This window comes from Acinetobacter sp. (assembly GCF_039596015.1).
Classification (GTDB): Bacteria; Pseudomonadota; Gammaproteobacteria; order Pseudomonadales; family Moraxellaceae; genus Acinetobacter.
The window spans coordinates 162,512-183,540 of record NZ_JBCNKN010000004.1 but is presented as its reverse complement, the minus strand read 5'-3'; the positions used below and the strand labels follow the sequence as shown (position 1 = coordinate 183,540).

The following is a 21,029-nucleotide window of genomic DNA, read 5'->3' as shown; positions in this document are numbered from 1 at the left end:
ATATTAAAATGACTTAGGCTAATAAAAATACTAAACTGACTTGTAAACCCTGTAATTGAGTTGATGGTTTCAATTCCATCTGTGCATTAATTTGTTCTAATGCTGTTTTAACAATAGACAATCCCAAACCACTGCCCATTGCCTGATGCTGTGTTTCAGGCAACCGAACAAAACGCTCTAGAACATGATTATAATATTCTGAGGAAATTCCCTTACCATTATCATGAATATCAACATAGGCAAATTTCCCTTGTTGATGAATCACAATGAGTACTTTGCCCTGTTCAGGATTATATTTAATCGCATTATCTAAGATATTCAATAATATCGTTTCAAGTATAGAAGGCGTAGCTTTTATATAAAGTTCATCTAGCTCATCTGCAAGAATAACCTGTATATCAATGTTTTTTCTTCTGGCATTTGCCCAAAGTTGCCCAACACATTGCCGTGCCATTTCTATCAGATTAACTGGCTCAAGTATAATTTTTCCCTGTACCTCATGATGTGCCAAACTCATCAACTGCTCAACCAAATGTGTCATCCGTTTTAAGCTTTGCTGCAAATCACCCAGATTTTCATGATACAAAGCATTCGATTGTGGCGTTTTTTCTAATAATGAAAGCTGTAGGGTAATTGCAGTGAGCGGAGTTCTTAACTCATGCGCGGCATTTGCAACAAACATTTTTTGGTGATTTTGTGCCTGTTCAATCCGATTAAAAAGATAATTTAACTCATTAATCGCAGGCTTAATTTCAGCGGGGAGATTTTCTATTCTGACCTCAGATAAGTCTGAATAATTTCGAATAGCAAATGCCTTTTTTAAATCATCCAGAGGTTTTAGATGATGCCGAATCAGTCGATAAACACCATACATTGCAAATGGCATAAACAGAACATAAGGAATCAGCATATTCAGTGCCAGTTGCTTCGCCAGATGTCGTCTCACTTTGATCAACTGGCTAATTTGAATCTGCTTATCAGCCAAAGGCAAAACATAAACTTTTAACTCTCCACGTGAAGAGTGGATCTTGGCAAATTTAGGCGATGACATGTAACTGAGTAAAAAATCTGGTTTATGTACAGGGTTTTCAAGCTCAGCTTTTGGAACAATATCAATAAAGATATCTGTTTCATCATATTTATGTTTTACATCATATTGTGAACTTTGCAAGGTCACATTATGTGTATTTAAAAAATTGGCCATTTCCTGCATTTGGCGGTCTAAAACTTCTTGTGACTCATCTAATGCGACCCAATATGCTGCTATTCCAATCAGGAAAAAAAGAACAACACTGAATATCAAAATACTCAGTGTCATCCTAAAACTTAAAGGCTGTTTATTATAATTGTTAAAATACTCAGGAAAATTCACAATCAAGTTTCTCTATTCTTTGATCATTTCAATACAATATCCCAGACCTCGCACGGTACGAATTAAGTTCTTCCCTAATTTTTGTCTTAAATTATGAATATGAACTTCTATCGTATTGCTGTTAATTTCTGTTTGCCAGTCATATAGTTTTTGCTCAAGTGTCTGGCGTGAGAAAATCTGATTCGGATACATCATCATCGGCTCAAGAATGGCCCATTCTTTATTCGAAAGTTCGACATTCTGCCCTTTTTTAAGCACGCGATGAGTATTTGGAAAAAGCTGAACATCACCAACTTTAAAACTTAACTCTTCTGCAATATTAAAATGGCTACGGCGCAATACAGATTCAATACGTGCGACCAATTCTTCAAAATCATAAGGTTTTACAAGGTAGTCATCCGCACCTAGTTTTAGCCCCTGTATCTTGTCGCGACTTTGGTCGCGTGCACTAATAATAATCACGCCCATACGATTCAAATCCGCTTTTTTGCGAATATGTTTCAATAGGTCCAAACCTTCAACTTCAGGTAAACCCAGATCAAGCAAGGCAACATGATAATGATTGCCAAATAACAGGTCTAATGCTTCCAACCCTGTTTGTGCCCAATCTACCTGAAACTTTGCATGCTGTAACAATTGGTAAGTTGTCTTGCCAATCATTACATCATCTTCGACATATAAGATACGAATCATACGATTAAATACGTCCTTGGCAATTCGATACCATATTGAGTTTTGGATTGAGTACTTGCGTTTGAATATCAAGTAATCCTAAAACTGTTGGGAACAAGTTGTCCTGACTTAATTTTGCTTTCTGTTGTTCATTTAGACAAGTACGCAACTGGTTTTGCTGTGGCCATTGTCCAGAGAACCAGAACAACATTGGAATGTGTGTTTGTTCTTTAGGCGACATCAAATAAGGAGCACCATGCAAATACATACCGCTTTCACCTGTCGACTCGCCATGATCTGATAAATACATCATGCCACTTGCAATTGGTAACTGTTTCAAATCCTGAATTAAAGTCGCCAATATATGGTCTGTATACACAATAGTATTGTCATAAGTATTTACTAATGTGTCATGGTCACAGTTCTGAATATTGTTCGTATCGCATGTTGGGGTAAATTTTCTAAATGCTTGAGGGTAACGCTCATAATAAGCAGGGCCATGACTCCCCATTTGATGTAAAACAATCAATTGATTTTGTTTCAAATGTGCCATATCTAAGGTTTTTAGATAATCTTTCAGCGCATCTAATAATACCTGATCCTGACATTCGCCATCTTTACACGACTTTTGATAACGTGGGTCGTCTTTCGGAGAAATATAATTCTGAATACGATCACAGGCACCCTTACAACCTGAATTATTATCAATCCAAGTCACTTTATAACCTGCCCGTTGAACCACATCCAAAAGCCCTTCACGATGAGATGCCAAGCTTTCATCATATTCATGACGTGGCATACCAGAGAACATGCAAGGAACAGAAACAGAGGTTTGTGTACCACACGATGAAACATTACTAAAATTAATAATATCTAATTTAGATAATTCTGGATTTGTAAGTTTGCCATATCCGTTTAGGCTAAAGTTCTGGGCACGTGCGGTTTCCCCGACAACAAGCACTAAAATTTTAGGCTGCTGCGATGATGCATTCATTACAACATGTGCATCTTCGCCATAACGAACCAAAGGTGCTTTTTTCTTATTATGTTGAAATTGTTTTTGGAGATAACTTAGTCCACTCGAAATCGCATTCATTGGACTAATTTTTGCTTTCAGCTCCCGATGCTCTCGGAAAATAGGCGCATATTGACCATAAAATGCAAATAAACAACCACCCGCACAGGCAAAAGCAATAATCAAACTCAGCAGCTTCATTAATAGCGTTTTTTTAACTGTCTGCGGTTTAATCTTTATAAAAGCAAAAATAATAATCAGTGGAATAATCACCGTGCCTGCAAACCAGATTAAAAATGGTGCAGCAGAGATGAGGTCTAAAGTTTCATGAAAATCTGTTTGGGCGACATTTTCCATTTGACTACGTGTAATTTCCACCCCTAATTGGTTGACAAAATACGAAGCCCCGCCCCCGACAAAAATCAAAAAAGCACTGATGACTTTTGCAGTTCGCTTCCAGTTGAATAACTGTAGAACGATAAAATATAAGCTCGTTAACAATAAAAATGTAGCGAAGATGAAAAAATAATGCGCCACTCCCGTGTACGAACTTAATTGAGAGATTTTCTGAAAGAAACTAAAATTTAATCCCCCTGCCAACCAAGCAGCAATTAACAGGTTGAACCCAGTAAGGGAAATTTCTATTTTCCTAGAAGAAGATAAGACTTGCATGTATTTTTTCATCACCTAAACAATATATACGCATTAAATCATTTAAAATTCAGCGAGGATTAATTTAATAAATATTTAAAAATAAATAACATAACAATATATTACAATATTATGTCACTTATTCTATGTCTATTTACATTTCAGTTGCACATCTTCTTTCAACTAAAGCATGATTTCAATATCTGATTACAAATATCATGCTGACGAGATAACCCCAAACTTCACTATTTTCTCAGTATTTTATAGGAATATATGTCTAAAATATTTGTGCTCGCACCAGACTCATTTAAAGAAAGTATGACAGCAATAGAAGCTTGTCAGGCAATGCATGCAGGTATCAAATCAATCTTCCCAGATGCCCGCTTTATTTATAAACCGATGGCAGATGGTGGAGAAGGAACCATTGATGCCTTACTTTTTGCCTTAAATGGAGAAAAAATCCCTGCGACAGTCACAGGTCCACTGCCTAATCAAAAAATAGAAAGTTATTTTGGCATGATCCACTCAGGTCAAACGGCTGTGATTGAAATGGCAAAAGCCAATGGGCTTGACTTACTGCCATCTGAACAACGCAATCCATTATTAACCACCACATTGGGGACTGGCGAGCTCATTCGCGCAGCACTGGATTATGGTGCAAAAAAAATCATTATCGGATTGGGCGGAAGTGCAACCAATGATGGCGGTGCAGGAATGGCACATGCTTTGGGCGTTCGATTTTACGATCAGCATGGACAAAATGTGGCTTTGGGTGGTGGTTACTTACATCAAACCCACACCATTGACCTTTCAGGTCTAGATCCCCGCTTACAACACACCGACATTGTCATTGCCAGCGATGTAGAAAATCCTCTGATTGGAAAAACAGGTGCAAGTCATATCTTCGCTCCACAAAAAGGCGCGACAGCAGCAATGGTAGAAACCCTTGAATCTAACATGCAGCATTATGCGCATTGTTTAACACAACAATTCCAACGAGAGTTTCATCACATTGCAGGTTCAGGTGCGGCAGGAGGCTTAGGTGCAGGGTTATTGGCTTTTACAGGGGCAAAAATTCAATCTGGGGTAAAAACCATTCTTGAAGAAATTGATCTTGAGCATGCTATCGCTCAAGCGGACTATGTTTTTACTGGCGAAGGTGGCATTGACTTTCAAACCCAATACGGCAAAACACCCTTAGGCGTTGCAAAATTGGCGCAACAATACCATAAACCTGTTTTTGCCTGTGCTGGGTATGTCGGTGATGGTATAGATGTATTGTACGATCAGGGTTTCACTGCTATTTTTGGGATTTTAGACCGTAGTTCGGACCTGAAAACCGCCTGTATCAATGGTCAGAAAAACCTACAACGTACCTGTGAAAATATTGCTCGTGTTTTAAAATAATAAGATATGCAGGAAACTTAGGATAATTAACCATTCATCACACTTTGTAATGACAAATACTCAGGTGCGACAAGACATAAAAGTAGTATTTCAACAATGTCTAAATGAATGGTTGGATTTCTTTATTCAACAAAGTGGCATAAACGCTGAGGTCGACATTACCACCTGTTAAAATCACACCAACACGTTTACCTTGAATTTGATCTGCCAATTGGGACAATGCCGCAGTTCCAAGACAACCTGTTGGTTCAACCACAATTTTCATGGTTTGAGTAAAAAACTGCATGACCTGAACCAATTCATTATCCGTGACCGTTAAAATATCCGTTACGTTTTGTTGAATGATGGGAAATGTCAACTTGCCTAAATGTTGGGTCTGAGCGCCATCGGCAATCGTCTTCGGTGTATCGATATGAACGATCTGACCTTGCTTTAATGACTGCTGTGCATCATTTCCTGTTTCGGGTTCAACACCGTAAATCTGGCAATTTGGCAATAACGCCTTCGTAGCAAGCAAACTGCCTGACAGCAAACCACCACCGCCAAGACCAACCAGCAACATATCCAGAGTCCCAACTTCATCAATCAACTCTTTTGCTGCCGTCCCTTGTCCAGCAATAATGTCGGCATGGTCATAGCCAGGAATCAAAGTTAAGCCTTTCTCTTCTGCCAGTTGCTTCGCAATTTCTTCCCGATTTTGTGTATAACGGTCATAAAAAATAACATCTGCACCATACGCTTTTGTTGCCATGATTTTGATCTTTGGCGCATCTTCTGGCATTACAATGATTGCGGGAATATTGAGTAATTTCGCAGCCAAAGCAATTCCTTGTGCATGATTCCCCGATGAAAATGCAATCACACCACGTTGACGCTGTACTTGATCAAATTGAGAGAGTGCATTAAAAGCGCCACGGAATTTAAATGACCCTGTCCGTTGCAGGTTTTCACATTTAAAAAATATTTCGGCTGAAAACTTTTGGTTTAAGCGTTCTGAGCATAGAACAGGCGTTGAATGTGCAACGCCATAAATACGTTGTTCGGCATCCAGAATATCATCAAAACATGGCAATTTAAAATCTGTCGCTTGAGGCATATCGACTCCCTTCACTCTGGATGAATACCTTTATGATTCTTTAATATAGGAATAAACCGTTGTACGTGAAATTCCGAGATATGTTGCAATCGTGTCAATTGAGTGACGTAATGCCAAGAAACCTTCCGCTTTTAAGGTCTGAACCAACTCACGTCGATCATTTGTTTTTAACGCCTGTACCGTACTCGCTTTTTGTGCGGCGAACTGATCAATACGTTCACGTAACCCTTGCGTATTTCGTGGATCTAAGGACTCTAATGCATCACTACTTTGAAAAGAAGTAAACTGACCTAACATATTTTGAACAGCTGAAAAAATAGACAAGTCAATATTCAGGCACAAGGCTGCTGCATAATCACCTTCTTCATTTTTAATGCCGATAGATGTGCTTTTCACCTGTCGACCATCTTTAAACTGGTTTTTATAGTTTGCAATAATAGCAGGATAGTCAGGATCATTCATGCGTGCATAACCTAATTCCGTTGCAGCACCACCCTGTTCCCGACCAGATAAATTATTATAAATATTATGAATAGCATGCTCTGGATCACTCAGATCATGCACAACGACTTCGCAAAATGGGCTAAAAGTCTGACTCAACGCTTCGCCAATTTTGCTTAGTTGTTCCAACAAATGTTGTTGTGAAATCGTCTTTTTTGACATGAATGAAATTTATACTCTGCAATCGATTTCTTTAGATTCTAACTAATTTTGGCACATTTAGAATCTTCGATTTGATCATTCTGGCATTTTTCCATACTACAGCACATTTATTATCCTTTAACATTAACGATAAATGATTTTAAATATTGATTAAGCATAGAAAGAGCATATTTTATTTACTCACAGCATGCTTAATATTGACCCTAAGAGTAAATAATCAGCAAAAAGTATGTTATTTCTTCACAGTTTAAATGATATTTTTTTTCAACAAATCCTAAGCCAGTCCTCATCATTTTTAATCCCATGATTTATGAAAATGCATCATGATCACAAAGATTGTAATTCATCTTCAGGATCTCTTTTATTTCGCTTTTTCCATTTGAACTCACTCAGAATCACGCCAATGATTACAAACATTGCACCCCAAAGTGCAGAAATACTAAGACGTTCGCCTGCCATGCGTCCAAAAAGCCCCGCCCAAACAGGCTCTCCAGCATAAATAATTGCAGCTTGGGACGCATCAACTGAACGCTGCGCCCAGTTCATCGTAAGTTGAATTAATGCGCTTGCGAGTCCCATCCCAACGGCGGTGATGATCAATGTCCAACTCAAGCTAGACGGTGCTACTTCCCCAACGACAGGCATACTTATAAATGCCACCAATGATGCAATTGCCAGTTGAATCACCGTGACGCATTGAATATTTACTTTATTTGAAAAATAACCAATTAAAATAATTTCAAGAGCAATGGCGATAGAACCGCATAATGTAATGATCTGCCCGAAGGTAAAAGAAATGTTATGCCAGCCATTATCTGTTAATAATACAACGCCTAAAAAGGCACAGCATATCCCAAGCCACGCCATCACACTTAAACCTTTTCGGAATAGAACCAATTGTAATAGTGGAACAATGGGCACATACAATGCCGTTAAAAAAGCCGATTCACTGCTTGAAATACTTTGTAATCCAACCGTTTGAGCACCATATCCTCCTGCGATCGCCAGCCCAATCACACTGCCTGCAAGCAGATCTTTCCATGTGATTTTCGAAAGTGCGCGTATTGAAAGACATCCAACAGCCAAAGTCGCAGCCGCAAAACGAAGCCCGACAAAGAACATCGGAGAACTCGAGGTTAATGCATGTTGCACCACCAAAAAAGTTCCCCCCCAGACCACTGTAATTAAAATTAAAGCGATTTGAGGGAGATATGAAACCTGACTCAACTTACCTAAACGAGGTGTACTCATGAAAAAAATGCAACCATGCTTTTACGGTTATGGATGGGTTATTTTATAGTGAGTCGTCATCAAGTCCACAACAGATGTTATTTTTTTATCTAAAAAGGCTTATACCGTTCTATATGGCAATAATTTATTTTGAATCAATGTTTGAATATATTCAGCATAGACAGATATTTTTTCATAAATATGCTCTGCATAAAACATATCTTCAATTAAGTGCGCCATCTGATTTGGTGTAAAAATATCACAGTGATACGTTAATTTACTGTTCATTTCTGAAAAAGTCCGACAAATCTGTGCATATTGTTCATCTTTCCCTTTAAACAATAATCGATGCATATTTAACTGCGAACTCATCGGAATTTTTTGCTCAGTTTGCTCTGTCGGCACAATAAAAATATCGACATTAAAAAAGGCTTCAAACTGAATCTTTATGTCTTCATCTAAAGCCTGATCAGATAAAATAAATATGCTTGAAACATCACTACGACATAACGCTTTAATCAGGCTGTAATGAATAAAGTCCTGTTTGGATAAAGATAAATCAGCTAACTCCAAATACAAATTCATGCTGCTTAGAATATCATCTGGTTTAAACGAATATTGGCTTTGTGTTTGATAATACTTGTTTAAAACCGTTGATACTGGCTCAGTCGCAGGTGTTGTATAAATCACTTTTTTATTCAAATTGGCAAGAATGAAAGGTGCAAATAAATAAGCTAAATTTGCACTTTCCTCTTCAATACGTGACTGTAAAAGATAAATAGTTTCTTTTTTTGCAAACTCACGTAATACCTTACCACGCAATAAAGTCGCTTCAATATTGATAAAGTCGTGTTGAAGCTGATGCCAAACTTTGTCTGAAATTTTTGATGCCCCGACAAGTTTCGGAAGCAAATTCAACTGTGGCGTTGTAAACATGAGCATATAGTCCTGTGACCTGTTAATCCAATCCATCCATTAGAGCTTGTCGAGATTCACCGCAATAATCACACCGACACAGAACAACAACGCATACAAAAAGAAGAATAAAATCATTCGTTTGAATGCTTTTTCAGAAATTCCACTCTCGTTACGTTTTGGTTTTTGTTCCGAATTATTCATGGTCATCTCTCTTTAAAGTGAATTACTTATCTTGAAATTATTTTGCTGTAACTTCGATATGAACACTAGTAACAGAACTGTATTAAAAAACTATAACAGATAATGTATTAACTTCTTATCTGTTATAGTTTTTATTAAATTTTCTGTATATACCAATACAGATAAGAATACAGCATGATTGTTCTCATCATTTTTATAAGAGGTTGTGCTTATGCAAATCATTCGACTGTGCCAGCTTATTTTTACTGTTCACAATATATCCAAATAAATTTTCTGAATATAACCTCAGATAAATCGATTGTGCTTTTTTACTATGTTTCATTTTTGTTTCAGCTAGACAAATATTAAACATTAATGGAACGAAATACGGCGTAAAATGAAACACAAGTATTTTTAGATAAATACAATTTGTTGATTTTAATAAGTATTTTTTATTTATTATTTTTGGCATTTTAATTGCAAAAATTAGAGAACAAGTGATTGAACATTCTTTATTTATTCTCCTATTTTTACAGATTTATCTTGGAAATACACTCCCGATTTTTGAGTGTGATTTAGATAGCTGACAAATAACGTTTGTTCTCTTTCAATTTTTTAGCATGTTCAAGAGGAGGTTATATGAGCCTTGGTCTAACAGCTTTAGAACTGGCACGTATACAATTTGCCTTTACCGTGTCATTTCACATTATTTTCCCTGCCACCTCCATTGGTCTCGCCTGTTTTCTAGCCGTCCTAGAATGGCGTTGGTTAAAAACCCAAAATCCCGTATACAAAGCCCTTTTTAAATATTGGATTAAAATCTTTGCCGTTGCTTTCGGGATGGGTGTGGTTTCAGGTGTCGTCATGAGCTATCAGTTTGGAACCAACTGGAGCGAATTTTCCCGTATCGCAGGTAGTGTGACGGGCCCTCTATTAACCTATGAAGTTCTCAGTGCTTTCTTTTTAGAAGCAGGTTTCCTTGGAATCATGCTTTTTGGCTGGGAAAAAGTTGGCTCAAGAGCACACTTTTTTGCAACAGTCATGGTCGCTATTGGTACCTGTATTTCGATGTTCTGGATTTTATCATCCAATAGCTGGATGCAGACACCGCAAGGTTTTGCCATAGAAAATGGCATTATCGTACCCAAAGACTGGCTTGCAATTGTCTTTAACCCTTCTTTCCCTTATCGCTTTGCACACATGGGTACAGCAGCCTTTTTAGTTTCTTCATTATTGGTTGTGGGGACTTCTGCTTGGCACTTAGTCAAAGGTCGCAGAGATGAACTGGTTAAAAAGTCTTTTTCCATGGGGCTTTGGATGGTACTTGCCACATCATGTTTACAAGTATTTATTGGTGATAACCACGGGCTAAATACTTTAGAACATCAACCTGCAAAACTCGCAGCCATCGAAGGACATTGGGAAACCAACTACAATGAATCGATGCCACTCTTGTTGTTCGCTATTCCCGACATGCAAGCTGAGAAAAATAAATTTGAAGTGGGTATTCCTCATCTAGGTAGCTTAGTGCTTACCCATAGTTTAGATGGGACAGTCAAAGGTTTAAAAGATTTCCCTGCTGAAGATCGTCCAAATGCCACCATCGTTTTCTGGAGCTTCCGTGTCATGGTCGGTTTAGGCATGTTAATGGTCGGACTGTCTTTACTTGCGCTATGGCTACGTAAAACCAATCGTCTATTTGAAGCGTCATGGTTTCATAAATTTGCCATGTTCATGGGGCCGACAGGTTATATCGCGCTTCTTGCAGGTTGGGTGACAACTGAAGTTGGGCGTCAGCCTTGGGTGGTTTATGGTGTATTACGAACTCAAAATGGCTTATCTCACGCTGTTTCAGCAGGTCAGGTTGGTATTAGTCTCATTCTTTTTGTTGTGGTGTATACCATCGTTTTTGGTAGTGGTATCTACTACATCCTTAAACTGGTTCGCAAAGGCCCTTTAACTTTAGAAGAAATCTCTACAACGCCACATCGCCAAGTGCAAACTGCAATGCGACCTTTAAGCACCGTAGATGAACCTATTGACAATCAAAAAGAATCTCAGGAGAAACATCATGATTGATCTTTCTTTAATTTGGGTCGGCATTATTGGTCTGGGCGTATTGATTTACGTCATTATGGATGGGTTCGATTTAGGTATCGGGATTCTATTTCCATTTATTAAAAGCAGCGAAGAACGCGATGTGATGATGAATACTGTCGCACCCGTTTGGGATGGAAATGAAACATGGATGGTTTTAGGTGGTGCAGGTTTATATGCGGCATTTCCTTTGGTCTATTCCACTGTTTTATCAGCATTTTATATGCCGATTATTCTCATGGTTGTTGCCCTGATTTTCCGTGGCGTTGCGTTCGAGTTTCGTTTTAAAGCACATAGAACCAAAGCATTGTGGGACTTGGCTTTTATCTGGGGCTCAATTTTGGCTAGCTTCTTCCAAGGCGTGATTTTAGGTGCATACATTCAGGGCATTAAAACCTCGAATGGTATTTTTGCTGGTCAATGGCTAGATTGGCTGACACCATTTTCACTCTTTACAGGCATAGGCGTCATTATTATCTATGCAGCTCTGGGTTGTGGATGGCTGATTTTCAAAACCGAAAGCCAATTACAACATGAAATGTTTAAACTAATGCCCAAACTGGTGATTGCACTATTGGTTGTGTTTGTTGGTGTCAGTATTTATACCCCAATGACACATCCAGAAATTGCTGCTCGCTGGTTTGCCATGCCAAATCTGATGTATTTCAGCCCCGTCCCCTTACTGGTGTTATTATTCTCTGTGCTGATTATCAAAGACTGTAAAAAAGAGCAACTCAATGACATCACACCTTTTATTTACACATTGGCGTTGGTGTTTCTGGCATTTACGGGTTTCGTGATTAGTTTGTGGCCGAATATCATTCCACCCTCTGTAACGATCTGGCAAGCTGCCGCACCTGAGTCGAGTCAATTATTTGCCTTAATTGGTGCGCTCATACTCATCCCAATCATTATTGGATATACCATCCTGTCCTATTGGATCTTCCGTGACAAAGTCCGTGTTGGTGATGAAGGTTATCATTAATAGGAGTCAACTGATGAAAAAAATGAATATACGCTTAGGTCAAACACAATGGTTTATTGTACTTTGGTTCGCGGGGTTTCTAGGTTTGGGCGTGATTGCAGGTCTGTTTAAGGTATTATTATATTTTGCTTATCCATAAGCGATTTACTCAAACTTACGTCCATGCTACAACATAGCAAAGACCGTTTTTCATCAAAAGATGGGTAGAGAATTCTATCCATCTTTTTTAAAATTTACAGATATCCTCACCAAAACTTGAATATGTATAAATCTGAACAACTTGCACAACAAATCAGACAACAAATTGAAAATGGTTCATGGCATGCACATGACAAGCTGCCATCGTTACGTGAACAAGTACAATTGTCAGGTTTTAGCCTAATTACCGTGATGAATGCTTATCAGGAACTTGAAGCTCAGGGTTTGGTTTATGCAAAAGAAAAATCAGGATATTTTGTCGCAGAACAAATTCAGTCAAAATTACTCGACCATGCATCCATTGTATCTCTCAACTCTAAAGTTGAAATCAATTCACTGGTTTTTCAATATTTAAAGTCAACTCAATCTCCGTCTATTTTGCCTCTAGGTTCAGCTTTTCCCGATAGCCAACTTCTATACACACCAAAACTTTTACAAATTATGGGGCAACATGCACGGCATCGACTCAGTTATGATCAGGTCGGCAGCCTTCCCCCAGGCAATTTTGCCTTAAGACAACTCATTGCCCAGCGTTACCGTATGCAAGGAATTCCAACCGATGCCGATGACATTGTCATTACATCGGGTTGTTTAGATGCGCTTAATCTGGCACTACAAACGGTTGCAAAAGCGGGTGATTATATTTTATTGCAACAAACTATTTTTTATGGCGCATGGCAAGCCGCAGAGCGTTTGGGCTTAAAAGTCATTACCATTCCCGAACATCCAAAGTATGGATTTGACCTTGATGCCTTCACCAAAGTCCTAAAAACCTATCCAATAAAGGTCTGCTGGCTGATGCTCAATAGCCATAACCCGATTGGCTTTACGGTCAGTGACGAAATTAAATATGAAATCGCCAAGTTATTACACGAATATCAGATCTATCTCATTGAAGACGATGTCTATGAAGAAATGTACTACGGCGGTAAAAAACCTTTACCCATGAAATATTTCGATCAACAAAATCTGGTCTTGCACTGCTCTTCTTTTTCTAAGACATTGGGGGCTGGGTTTCGTGTTGGCTGGGTATATGCAGGCAAATTTTCAAACCATATTCAACATTTACAACTCATGAGTACCATTTCGGTAAATGCCTTAGTCCAGCATGCACTAGTAGACTTTTTATCTAGCCATCATTATGAAAAGCATTTACGTAGTTTAAGGCTCATGTTAGAGCGTTGTAAAAAACAGTTTTATCAATTTTTCAAACAAAACCTCCCTGCCGAATGTGAAGTTTATTATTATCCAAGTGGTTATTTTTTATGGTTAAAATTACCTAAAAATATGAATAGCATGCACATTTATGAACAATTATTACAGCAAAATATTAGCGTTGCACCAAGCCCTCTCTTTAATGTATTGGAGTTACAACAACATTTTTTAAGGGTGAATTGTTCTTTTGAATGGTCAGATCAAATTGAAATGGCAATGAATACACTCATTGCATGCATTCGGCAAAACCATACCTCTACCTTAAAGACGATCAATGAATAGCACATCGTCAAAATGTAGATCTTCTTATGAATCTACATTTTGACGTTTTTAATGAGCTGTGTGCTTTTATCTAAAAATTAAATTTAAGTGATAACTGTGCGGTACGAGGTGCACCTAAAAATAAGTAGTCATCACCTAAATAACCACCAGCATCTCGCCAATATTTTTTATTGAATACGTTATCAACATTGAAACGCAACGCCGTGTCATAACCATACAACTTAAAGTTATATGCAACACCCGCATCAAAAATGGTATAGCTAGGTACACTCACCGAACCTTCTTTATTGGCAAACTTTCGGGCACTGTATTGAAAACCACCCAACACACGTAAACCTTCAATTTCAGGTACGGCATAAGAAAGATGCGTTGCGATTCTGAATTTTGGAGAATTTTGTGTTTGATGGCCTGCAAACGCTGCACGGTCAATATCTGTTAATCGAGAGCGTATCCACGCGGCAGAAGACGTAATCGACCATTGTTCTGTCAGATCTCCATTGACCGATAATTCAACACCACGGTTACGTTGTTTACCTTGTGCAATAAAGATTTGTTCTCCATCAGCAAGACTACTACTGTATTGGTTGTCCTGTGTTAAATCATAAACAGCAGCTGTCACTAAAAACTTTTGGATTTGCTGTTTAATACCAACTTCGTACTGTTCAGACTGAATCGGGGCTAAAACTTCATTCACATTATTTTGCGTATACAACGGTGCTTGACCACCATCTGCCAATCCTTTTGCATAGGAAACATATAAGTTGGTATTGTCTACAGGACGGTACATCAGGGCAACTTGTGGTAAAAATTTGTCCATCTGAGTTTTACGGGTCTGGATGCTGTCTTTGTCATATGCTTTTTCATTCACATGCACCCATTTTCCCCCAAGTAATGTCGACCATTGTGTATTGAGCTGGATTTGATCCTGAATACTCAAGGCAGTTTGTTTACTATCAAGTGATTTATAATAAGGGCCTAAATCATTATCTGCTGTTTGATAATCTGGAGTATCTGTGTAAATGCTTCCACTCATTGGATTACCATTGGCATCCAAATTCGTATTCACCCCTTCATATTGTTTCTGCGTTTTATTGGTTTGCGTTAACCCAAGCATGACATGATGCTCAAGCTTGCCTATACTAAAATGTCCCTTCACGACTGCTTTATATTGATCTGTATTGCGTGCATCATCTGGGCTTTGATAATCATAAAGATCATAAGTTCCATCTGCATAATATCCATATGGGAAAGCAGAATAATCATCAATTTTAGCTTTACTGTGCGATGCACTTAGGCTTGCTGTCCAGTCATCATTAAACGTATAGTTATATTTTAAACTGGTATTCAAACTATTGATGGTGACAGGTTTCCCCCAACTTTGATAACCCAGTAATCGTTTCCAACTAACATCAGTTGGTACAGTTTGACCATCTAACAATTGATATCCCGGAACAGAACGCTGGCGTTGGCGTTGCGATTCAAGATCAAACTGTAACTGTGAGTGATCTGACACATTCCAGTCCAATGCCACAGAACCAAATGTTCGCTGACCATTGGTATGCTCTACATAAGGATGTATTTTTTCCTGAGCAATATTCACCCGATAACCAAATTGCTTTTGTGCTCCAACAAAGCCGCCTAAATCTGCCGAAATGGTATTATCACCATAACTATCGACATCAAATCCAATAGCATGAATGTCTTTTGGATGTTTGGTCACAAAGTTCACCACACCACCGGGTGTAGACATATCACTTTGAATAGCAGAAATACCTTTTAAAATTTCAACTCGTTCTTTATTTTCAAGGGCAATATTCTGCTCGCCACGCACCAAATTACCATTAATCAAATAACTCGACGCCAAATCTAGGCTAAAACCGCGTGAAACAAAGTTCGGATAATATCCAATCGGTGCATAACCATCACCCATTGAAGCATCATTTTTGACGACGTCAGTCAAAAGTTTTGCATGCTGATCTGCAATGCGTTCCGCCGTAATCACAGAAACCGAAGCAGGTATTTGAGCAAGTTGCTGTGTGCCAAAACCTGTCAAATCGACTGTTTTTGCAACATATCTTTCTTTTGATACGTCATTGGCATGTACCGTAATGGTCGAAAGTTGCTGTACATTGTCTTCTGCATGCCCTTGGGTTGCAGCTACAGGAGCCAACACAACCAACGCAAGAGATTGATACAAAGCATGTCGCTTGAAGTGCTTAGGTTTCATGAAAACAGGATCAATAAAAAGAAAGAATATTAAAAGGTTAACTTAAAGAAAGCCATAGTCTTTTATATCGGGTTAGCTAATGAGCGATCTGCAAACAACGTATCCATCATTGATTTTAATTTATCACTAAACACAATCCCCTGTGGGCTGCAAAACCATTTTGTATGTCCAAGTAACCAATCATAATAAGCTGCATCTGCATGTTGTTGATTTTGCGTAATCGCAATAAAGTATTCCAGCTCGGAAAACGCAAAATCCACATGAACAATTTTCAATAATTCGGGCACAATTTTAAGTTGTTCTAAATCATCAGACTCAGCTGCATAACCCTGAAGGAATTTTGCCAAACCAGCATAATCAATCACAATTTCAGAGCTTTCAGTTAGCCCAAGCCAATCTATAAAGTTACGTTCAATTGCGACTGCAACATCATAAGCAATCGAAGTTCGGTCACATAATCCAAAATCAATCACAGATGCGACTTCTGCATGTTTTGTATCTGAATGCCAAAGTAAATTGGATGCATGAAAATCGTTATGTGTCCAAATTTTGGGAAACTGGCGTAAAGCATCAACTATTTTTTTATGAACCTGCTTCAATTGATTCAATACAGTTGAATCCATTTTTTTATCAAGAAAATACTGTGTCAAAGCGATACTATTTTTTATTCTGTCATCTAATGTCTGAATAATATCGCCACTTTCCAATAAATCCTGATTGGAAAATAAATAACGTGCTGTTCTTCCTACAACAACGTCATAATCCTTTGCTGCCAAATGAAGTTTTGCAAGCATCTTCCCTGCTTGCAAAGCATGTTCAGCATAAAAAAAAGGTTTCCATGAAGGCGTATTAACATATAAATCTATCGCAGATGAATGGAGATGAATTTCATAACTCCAGTCTCCAATTTCAACAGCCGTCATGCCTGTCTGTGCGGTCAAAACCTGAGGCACATGAACGCCTTTTTTCGCCAAATGTGCAATGAAAAGATGTTCTTGCATTAAATCCTGCGCAGAACGAAATGAACGATGGCTTCGCTTCACAAAAAAAGTCTGCTGTGCAACCTGAATGAGTGCTGCTGAAGAAAATGGTCGGGGGCTATTCCATAAAATAGAAAAATCACCGCTTAATGCCTGATAATATTTTTGTAAATGCTCAATATCCCTTACTATCAAATATTGCCAATCTTTTTCTTCAAGTGCTATGCCCATGCCATGACCCAAGCTAATTTCTGCTGCAAGCATCACCTTTTCCACGCCATCTCACTGTTCATCTATTCAGGCGTCTATTTTAAAAGATAAAAGGACTGACGGGGTTGATTTTCTAAAATAGTTTTCTTTGGTTATTCATTATTTAAACTAGAAACTGATCATGATGCATAAATAAAAGAGACATAAAAGAAAAACGCTCCTTTTGGAGCGTTTTATGTGGCTTAATCAATTAAGATTAGTCAAGAGGCTGAACTGCTTCCGCTTGAAAACCTTTTTGACCTTCAACCACGCTGAACTCAACACGTTGGCCGTCACGTAAAGAACGGTGACCATCACCTAGGATAGCGCGGAAATGTACGAATACATCGTCGCCACCGCTACGTTGAATGAAACCAAAACCTTTAGTATCGTTAAACCATTTAACTACGCCTTGTTCACGTACTGTCATTAGTTAATCCTCAGTGATTCAAATAAAGGATTCCCCCGGTGTTGCAAACAGTAAAGCGAACAAAGTTTAAAAATAGTTATTATTTTTAAGCTTATGACCATTTCTGTAAAACTATTAACAAATTCCGGTTATATCCACGTTATCACAGGAAAATTTCAACAATTACTTGTTATCAACATTCCTGCAATCCGTTCCCGAGATTAGCACGGGTAATATAGAATTGGTAGTAAAATTTTCCCTATTCGGTGGATTTTTTGTTGATAATCATTTCATAAAATCAGTAAACGCCTTGCTCTTTTTTCAATATGCAATTTTTGTTAAAATTTTTGTCCTATAAAAATTCGTGTTTGAAAGATGACTATCGATCAAGTAAAAGATCATTCTGCGATTGAAATTGATGCATTGGGAAAGCCTTGCCCAATGCCATTACTCATGTTAAAAAGAGCCATTAAATCTACAACAGATGCACAATATTTTCACCTCAAGGCATCAGATCCGAACAGTGAAGTCGATATTTTACGTTACTGCCAGCTCAATCATTTAAGTTGCGAAATGACTCAGATTTCAGAGAACGAGTTCCAATATTGGATTAAAATCTAGTCATATGTAATATTAAATATACGCTCTTGCATATTTTTTTACATTTCTCTACCCTTTTTTCCTTAATTATGTAATCTAAGCGGATTATGATTAAAACCAATGGTCTTGATACCAAATATCCTTATAAGGAGTATCCATGAGTGACAGCAGCAATCAATTGATGCCCCTGTCATTGTCTGCGCCTGGTATAAATCTCGGTGCATACATTAGTACGGTCAATCAATTACCTATCCTTACTGCTGAACAAGAGAAAGAACTTGCTGATCGTTATTATTATGATCAGGATTTAGACGCTGCAAAAATGCTCGTCATGTCACATTTACGCTTCGTTGTTCATATTGCACGTAGTTATGCAGGCTATGGACTTCCTCAAGGTGACTTGATCCAAGAAGGTAATTTAGGACTCATGAAGGCGGTGAAACGCTTCGATCCTAATATGGGTGTGCGTCTAGTTTCTTTTGCTGTCCACTGGATTAAAGCCGAAATACATGAATACGTTATTCGTAACTGGCGTATCGTTAAAATTGCAACAACAAAAGCTCAGCGTAAACTCTTTTTTAATCTGCGTAGTTTAAAAAAATCAAGTAAAAGGCTGACTCTTGAAGAAGCCAAATCCATTGCAAACGACTTGAATGTAACACCCGAACAAGTCCTTGAAATGGAAGGTCGTCTCACCGCATATGATGCTGCTTTCGAAGCACAAAATGACGATGATGATGAAGGCTCAGTACATGTTGCACCTGCTTTATATCTTGAAGATAACCGATACGACCCTGCGCTTCTTGTCGAAAATGAAGACTACGAAGAACAAAGTAATGCCGCTTTACATGAAGCGATGAACCAGCTAGATGATCGCTCACGGAATATTTTACAGCGTCGCTGGTTAGATGATGATAAATCCACATTGCATGAGCTTGCGGCTGAATATAATGTTTCTGCGGAACGCATTCGCCAGCTAGAAAAAAATGCAATGGAAAAAATTAAAGTTGCAATGTCATCCAACTAATTGATTTTTATAAAAAGGCTGAATAATCGGCCTTTTTATTTGCAGAGCCATTTTGTTTGTTTAATCCAACTCAAATTTTATGGTAATGTATATGGCAAAATTATGACGGAATATCGCAATGTGGCTTGCAATTTCTGCTATCAATCTGGCCATTGCCGTAATACTTGGGGCATTTGGCGCACATGGGCTTAAAAATACAGCAAGCCTAGAACAGCTGAATTGGTGGCATACTTCAACTGAATATTTCTTCTACCATGCCTTAGGTTTATTGGCACTCTCTATTTTAGCCAAAGCCATTCCCCTATTCCCTATTAAAAGTAGCTTTATCCTCATTCAAATTGGAATTATTTTTTTCTGTGGATCGCTTTATGTTATGGGGCTAGGCTTGCCACGCATTTTAGGTGCAATTACACCAATTGGTGGTGCATTCATGATTCTAGGTTGGCTCACTTTAGCGTGGAATGCATTTCGCTTCAGCAAGTAAGGATACACGCATGATTTCTTTCTTTTTGAATGGACAAGCAACCGAAACAGCTTGTCAAAATCTTTTACAATTGGTTCACTCAATGGGTTTAGAAAATAAACGGTTTGCTGTCGAACTCAATGAAATGATTATCCCAAAATCACGATTGGAAAATACACTTATTCAGCCTAAAGACCGCATCGAAATTATTCATGCTGTAGGCGGTGGTTAATTACAGGTAGTTATCATGCAAAATACATCATTTCAAGATTCACCTTTAATCATTGGTTCACGCCAATTTTCATCTCGTTTACTTGTGGGGACAGGTAAATATAAAGATCTGGATGAAACTGGCGCTGCTATTCAAGCCAGCGGTGCCGAAATTGTCACGGTTGCTATTCGTCGGGTGAACATCGGTCAACATGCTGATCAGCCTAATTTGCTTTCAGTTATACCACCTGAAAAATATACCATTTTGCCAAACACAGCAGGCTGTTTCGATGCCAATAGCGCGATTCGTACTTGTATGTTGGCGCGTGAACTTTTAGATGGGCATAATTTAGTCAAGCTTGAAGTTTTAGGTGATGAAAAAACACTTTACCCAAACATTGTTGAAACATTAAAAGCTGCAAAAACATTGATTGACGATGGTTTCGAGGTCATGGTTTACACTTCTGATGACCCAATTGTGGCGCAAGAGCTTGAAAGTATGGGCTGTGTTGCGATTATGCCATTAGGTAGCTTGATTGGTTCTGGCTTGGGAATTTTAAACCCGCATACAATTTCAATCATTAAAGAAAATGCGAAAGTTCCAGTGTTGGTCGATGCAGGTGTCGGAACTGCCAGCGATGCGGCTCTTGCAATGGAACTGGGTTGTGATGGAGTGTTAATGAATACTGCAATTGCTGCCGCACAACGCCCTATTTTAATGGCATCTGCCATGAAAAAAGCGGTTGAAGCTGGGCGTGAGGCCTTCCTTGCTGGGCGTATGCCACGCAAACGTATGGCAAATGCAAGCTCACCAGAAACAGGTTATTTCTTTAAATAACCCTAAAAGAAAGAGTGCTAAAAAGCACTCTTTCTTTAAACCAGA

Annotated in this window: 21 protein-coding genes; 10 read left to right on the top strand and 11 right to left on the bottom strand. The window is 38.4% G+C overall.

Annotated features, from left to right (window positions below; genetic code table 11):
- Nucleotides 1–13 precede the first annotated feature (13 nt).
- The 3 genes from ABDV70_RS06080 to ABDV70_RS06070 form a co-directional block, all read right to left on the bottom strand.
- Nucleotides 14–1,318, bottom strand: a complete 1,305-nt coding sequence (locus tag ABDV70_RS06080) for a HAMP domain-containing sensor histidine kinase (protein WP_343596252.1) — start codon at nt 1,316–1,318, stop codon at nt 14–16.
- A gap of 66 nt (nt 1,319–1,384) precedes the next feature.
- The gene (locus tag ABDV70_RS06075) at nt 1,385–2,065 is read right to left on the bottom strand and encodes a response regulator transcription factor (protein ID WP_343596250.1); all 681 of its coding nucleotides are present in this window, start codon (nt 2,063–2,065) and stop codon (nt 1,385–1,387) included.
- A gap of 4 nt (nt 2,066–2,069) precedes the next feature.
- Nucleotides 2,070–3,731, bottom strand: coding sequence for a phosphoethanolamine--lipid A transferase (locus ABDV70_RS06070; RefSeq protein WP_343596249.1), 1,662 nt, complete (start codon nt 3,729–3,731; stop codon nt 2,070–2,072).
- A gap of 252 nt (nt 3,732–3,983) precedes the next feature.
- On the opposite strand from ABDV70_RS06070, the gene ABDV70_RS06065 reads away from it, so the two are divergent.
- Nucleotides 3,984–5,117, top strand: a complete 1,134-nt coding sequence (locus ABDV70_RS06065; protein WP_343596248.1) for a glycerate kinase — start codon at nt 3,984–3,986, stop codon at nt 5,115–5,117.
- Between the two features lie 100 nt (nt 5,118–5,217).
- Here ABDV70_RS06065 and ABDV70_RS06060 read toward each other — a convergent pair whose 3' ends face one another.
- From ABDV70_RS06060 to ABDV70_RS06040, 5 genes are all read right to left on the bottom strand, one after another.
- On the bottom strand, nt 5,218–6,213 hold the full coding sequence (locus ABDV70_RS06060) for a threo-3-hydroxy-L-aspartate ammonia-lyase (protein WP_343596247.1): 996 nt from the start codon (nt 6,211–6,213) through the stop codon (nt 5,218–5,220).
- Between the two features lie 30 nt (nt 6,214–6,243).
- Nucleotides 6,244–6,876: a PAS domain-containing protein gene (locus tag ABDV70_RS06055; RefSeq protein ID WP_343596245.1), complete on the bottom strand. Its 633-nt coding sequence runs from the start codon at nt 6,874–6,876 to the stop codon at nt 6,244–6,246.
- 327 nt (nt 6,877–7,203) lie between these two features.
- The gene (locus ABDV70_RS06050; RefSeq protein ID WP_343596244.1) at nt 7,204–8,127 is read right to left on the bottom strand and encodes a DMT family transporter; all 924 of its coding nucleotides are present in this window, start codon (nt 8,125–8,127) and stop codon (nt 7,204–7,206) included.
- Nucleotides 8,128–8,226: 99 nt separating this feature from the next.
- Complete coding sequence (locus ABDV70_RS06045; RefSeq protein ID WP_343596243.1) at nt 8,227–9,042, bottom strand: hypothetical protein; 816 nt, start codon at nt 9,040–9,042, stop codon at nt 8,227–8,229.
- Nucleotides 9,043–9,081: 39 nt separating this feature from the next.
- Nucleotides 9,082–9,225, bottom strand: coding sequence for a hypothetical protein (locus ABDV70_RS06040; RefSeq protein ID WP_343596242.1), 144 nt, complete (start codon nt 9,223–9,225; stop codon nt 9,082–9,084).
- Nucleotides 9,226–9,843: 618 nt separating this feature from the next.
- Between ABDV70_RS06040 and ABDV70_RS06035 the strand changes: the two genes are divergently transcribed.
- From ABDV70_RS06035 to ABDV70_RS06020, 4 genes are all read left to right on the top strand, one after another.
- Complete coding sequence (locus ABDV70_RS06035) at nt 9,844–11,283, top strand: cytochrome ubiquinol oxidase subunit I (RefSeq protein ID WP_343596241.1); 1,440 nt, start codon at nt 9,844–9,846, stop codon at nt 11,281–11,283.
- Nucleotides 11,276–12,286, top strand: coding sequence for a cytochrome d ubiquinol oxidase subunit II (gene cydB / locus ABDV70_RS06030; RefSeq protein WP_343596240.1), 1,011 nt, complete (start codon nt 11,276–11,278; stop codon nt 12,284–12,286). The genes ABDV70_RS06035 and cydB overlap by 8 nt, the downstream gene beginning before the upstream one ends.
- Before the next feature lie 13 nt (nt 12,287–12,299).
- A complete protein-coding gene (locus ABDV70_RS06025) occupies nt 12,300–12,425 on the top strand; it encodes a DUF2474 domain-containing protein (protein ID WP_343596239.1) in 126 nt (41 codons plus the stop codon).
- Nucleotides 12,426–12,547: 122 nt separating this feature from the next.
- Nucleotides 12,548–13,981 (top strand): PLP-dependent aminotransferase family protein, encoded by a 1,434-nt coding sequence (locus tag ABDV70_RS06020; protein ID WP_343596238.1) that lies wholly within the window; start codon nt 12,548–12,550, stop codon nt 13,979–13,981.
- 70 nt (nt 13,982–14,051) lie between these two features.
- Here the strand turns inward: ABDV70_RS06020 and ABDV70_RS06015 are convergent, their stop codons facing one another.
- The 3 genes from ABDV70_RS06015 to ABDV70_RS06005 all read right to left on the bottom strand — a co-directional run bounded on the left by ABDV70_RS06015 (nt 14,052) and on the right by ABDV70_RS06005 (nt 17,867).
- Nucleotides 14,052–16,208 carry a TonB-dependent siderophore receptor gene (locus ABDV70_RS06015; RefSeq protein ID WP_343596236.1) on the bottom strand — a complete coding sequence of 719 codons (2,157 nt, stop codon included), beginning with the start codon at nt 16,206–16,208 and terminating at the stop codon, nt 14,052–14,054.
- Nucleotides 16,209–16,270: 62 nt separating this feature from the next.
- On the bottom strand, nt 16,271–17,464 hold the full coding sequence (locus ABDV70_RS06010; RefSeq protein WP_343596235.1) for an aminoglycoside phosphotransferase family protein: 1,194 nt from the start codon (nt 17,462–17,464) through the stop codon (nt 16,271–16,273).
- A gap of 190 nt (nt 17,465–17,654) precedes the next feature.
- Entirely contained in the window at nt 17,655–17,867 is a 213-nt protein-coding gene (locus ABDV70_RS06005) for a cold-shock protein (protein WP_343596234.1), read from the bottom strand.
- A 354-nt stretch (nt 17,868–18,221) separates the two neighbouring features.
- Between ABDV70_RS06005 and ABDV70_RS06000 the strand changes: the two genes are divergently transcribed.
- The 5 genes from ABDV70_RS06000 to ABDV70_RS05980 all read left to right on the top strand — a co-directional run bounded on the left by ABDV70_RS06000 (nt 18,222) and on the right by ABDV70_RS05980 (nt 20,984).
- Nucleotides 18,222–18,467 (top strand): sulfurtransferase TusA family protein, encoded by a 246-nt coding sequence (locus ABDV70_RS06000; protein WP_343596233.1) that lies wholly within the window; start codon nt 18,222–18,224, stop codon nt 18,465–18,467.
- A 136-nt stretch (nt 18,468–18,603) separates the two neighbouring features.
- Nucleotides 18,604–19,473, top strand: coding sequence for an RNA polymerase sigma factor RpoH (rpoH, locus tag ABDV70_RS05995; protein ID WP_343596231.1), 870 nt, complete (start codon nt 18,604–18,606; stop codon nt 19,471–19,473).
- Nucleotides 19,474–19,591: 118 nt separating this feature from the next.
- Nucleotides 19,592–19,957 carry a DUF423 domain-containing protein gene (locus ABDV70_RS05990; protein ID WP_343596229.1) on the top strand — a complete coding sequence of 122 codons (366 nt, stop codon included), beginning with the start codon at nt 19,592–19,594 and terminating at the stop codon, nt 19,955–19,957.
- 13 nt (nt 19,958–19,970) lie between these two features.
- A complete protein-coding gene (gene thiS / locus ABDV70_RS05985) occupies nt 19,971–20,168 on the top strand; it encodes a sulfur carrier protein ThiS (protein WP_343596436.1) in 198 nt (65 codons plus the stop codon).
- A gap of 15 nt (nt 20,169–20,183) precedes the next feature.
- A complete protein-coding gene (locus tag ABDV70_RS05980; protein WP_343596228.1) occupies nt 20,184–20,984 on the top strand; it encodes a thiazole synthase in 801 nt (266 codons plus the stop codon).
- The last annotated feature ends 45 nt before the right edge of the window (nt 20,985–21,029 follow it).

Bases quoted from the DNA above. Each gene is read 5' to 3' on its own strand.
- cydB (WP_343596240.1), top strand. From the start codon at position 11,276: ATGATTGATCTTTCTTTAATTTGGGTCGGCATTATTGGTCTGGGCGTA.
- ABDV70_RS06045 (WP_343596243.1), bottom strand. From the start codon at position 9,042: ATGTTTACAACGCCACAGTTGAATTTGCTTCCGAAACTTGTCGGGGCA.
- rpoH (WP_343596231.1), top strand. From the start codon at position 18,604: ATGAGTGACAGCAGCAATCAATTGATGCCCCTGTCATTGTCTGCGCCT.
- ABDV70_RS06015 (WP_343596236.1), bottom strand. From the start codon at position 16,208: ATGAAACCTAAGCACTTCAAGCGACATGCTTTGTATCAATCTCTTGCG.
- ABDV70_RS06070 (WP_343596249.1), bottom strand. From the start codon at position 3,731: ATGCAAGTCTTATCTTCTTCTAGGAAAATAGAAATTTCCCTTACTGGG.
- ABDV70_RS06080 (WP_343596252.1), bottom strand. From the start codon at position 1,318: ATGACACTGAGTATTTTGATATTCAGTGTTGTTCTTTTTTTCCTGATT.
- ABDV70_RS05980 (WP_343596228.1), top strand. From the start codon at position 20,184: ATGCAAAATACATCATTTCAAGATTCACCTTTAATCATTGGTTCACGC.
- ABDV70_RS06025 (WP_343596239.1), top strand. From the start codon at position 12,300: ATGAAAAAAATGAATATACGCTTAGGTCAAACACAATGGTTTATTGTA.
- ABDV70_RS06040 (WP_343596242.1), bottom strand. From the start codon at position 9,225: ATGAATAATTCGGAACAAAAACCAAAACGTAACGAGAGTGGAATTTCT.
- ABDV70_RS05990 (WP_343596229.1), top strand. From the start codon at position 19,592: ATGTGGCTTGCAATTTCTGCTATCAATCTGGCCATTGCCGTAATACTT.
- ABDV70_RS06075 (WP_343596250.1), bottom strand. From the start codon at position 2,065: ATGATTCGTATCTTATATGTCGAAGATGATGTAATGATTGGCAAGACA.
- ABDV70_RS06065 (WP_343596248.1), top strand. From the start codon at position 3,984: ATGTCTAAAATATTTGTGCTCGCACCAGACTCATTTAAAGAAAGTATG.
- ABDV70_RS06000 (WP_343596233.1), top strand. From the start codon at position 18,222: ATGACTATCGATCAAGTAAAAGATCATTCTGCGATTGAAATTGATGCA.
- ABDV70_RS06060 (WP_343596247.1), bottom strand. From the start codon at position 6,213: ATGCCTCAAGCGACAGATTTTAAATTGCCATGTTTTGATGATATTCTG.
- ABDV70_RS06005 (WP_343596234.1), bottom strand. From the start codon at position 17,867: ATGACAGTACGTGAACAAGGCGTAGTTAAATGGTTTAACGATACTAAA.
- ABDV70_RS06055 (WP_343596245.1), bottom strand. From the start codon at position 6,876: ATGTCAAAAAAGACGATTTCACAACAACATTTGTTGGAACAACTAAGC.
- ABDV70_RS06020 (WP_343596238.1), top strand. From the start codon at position 12,548: ATGTATAAATCTGAACAACTTGCACAACAAATCAGACAACAAATTGAA.
- ABDV70_RS06035 (WP_343596241.1), top strand. From the start codon at position 9,844: ATGAGCCTTGGTCTAACAGCTTTAGAACTGGCACGTATACAATTTGCC.
- ABDV70_RS06050 (WP_343596244.1), bottom strand. From the start codon at position 8,127: ATGAGTACACCTCGTTTAGGTAAGTTGAGTCAGGTTTCATATCTCCCT.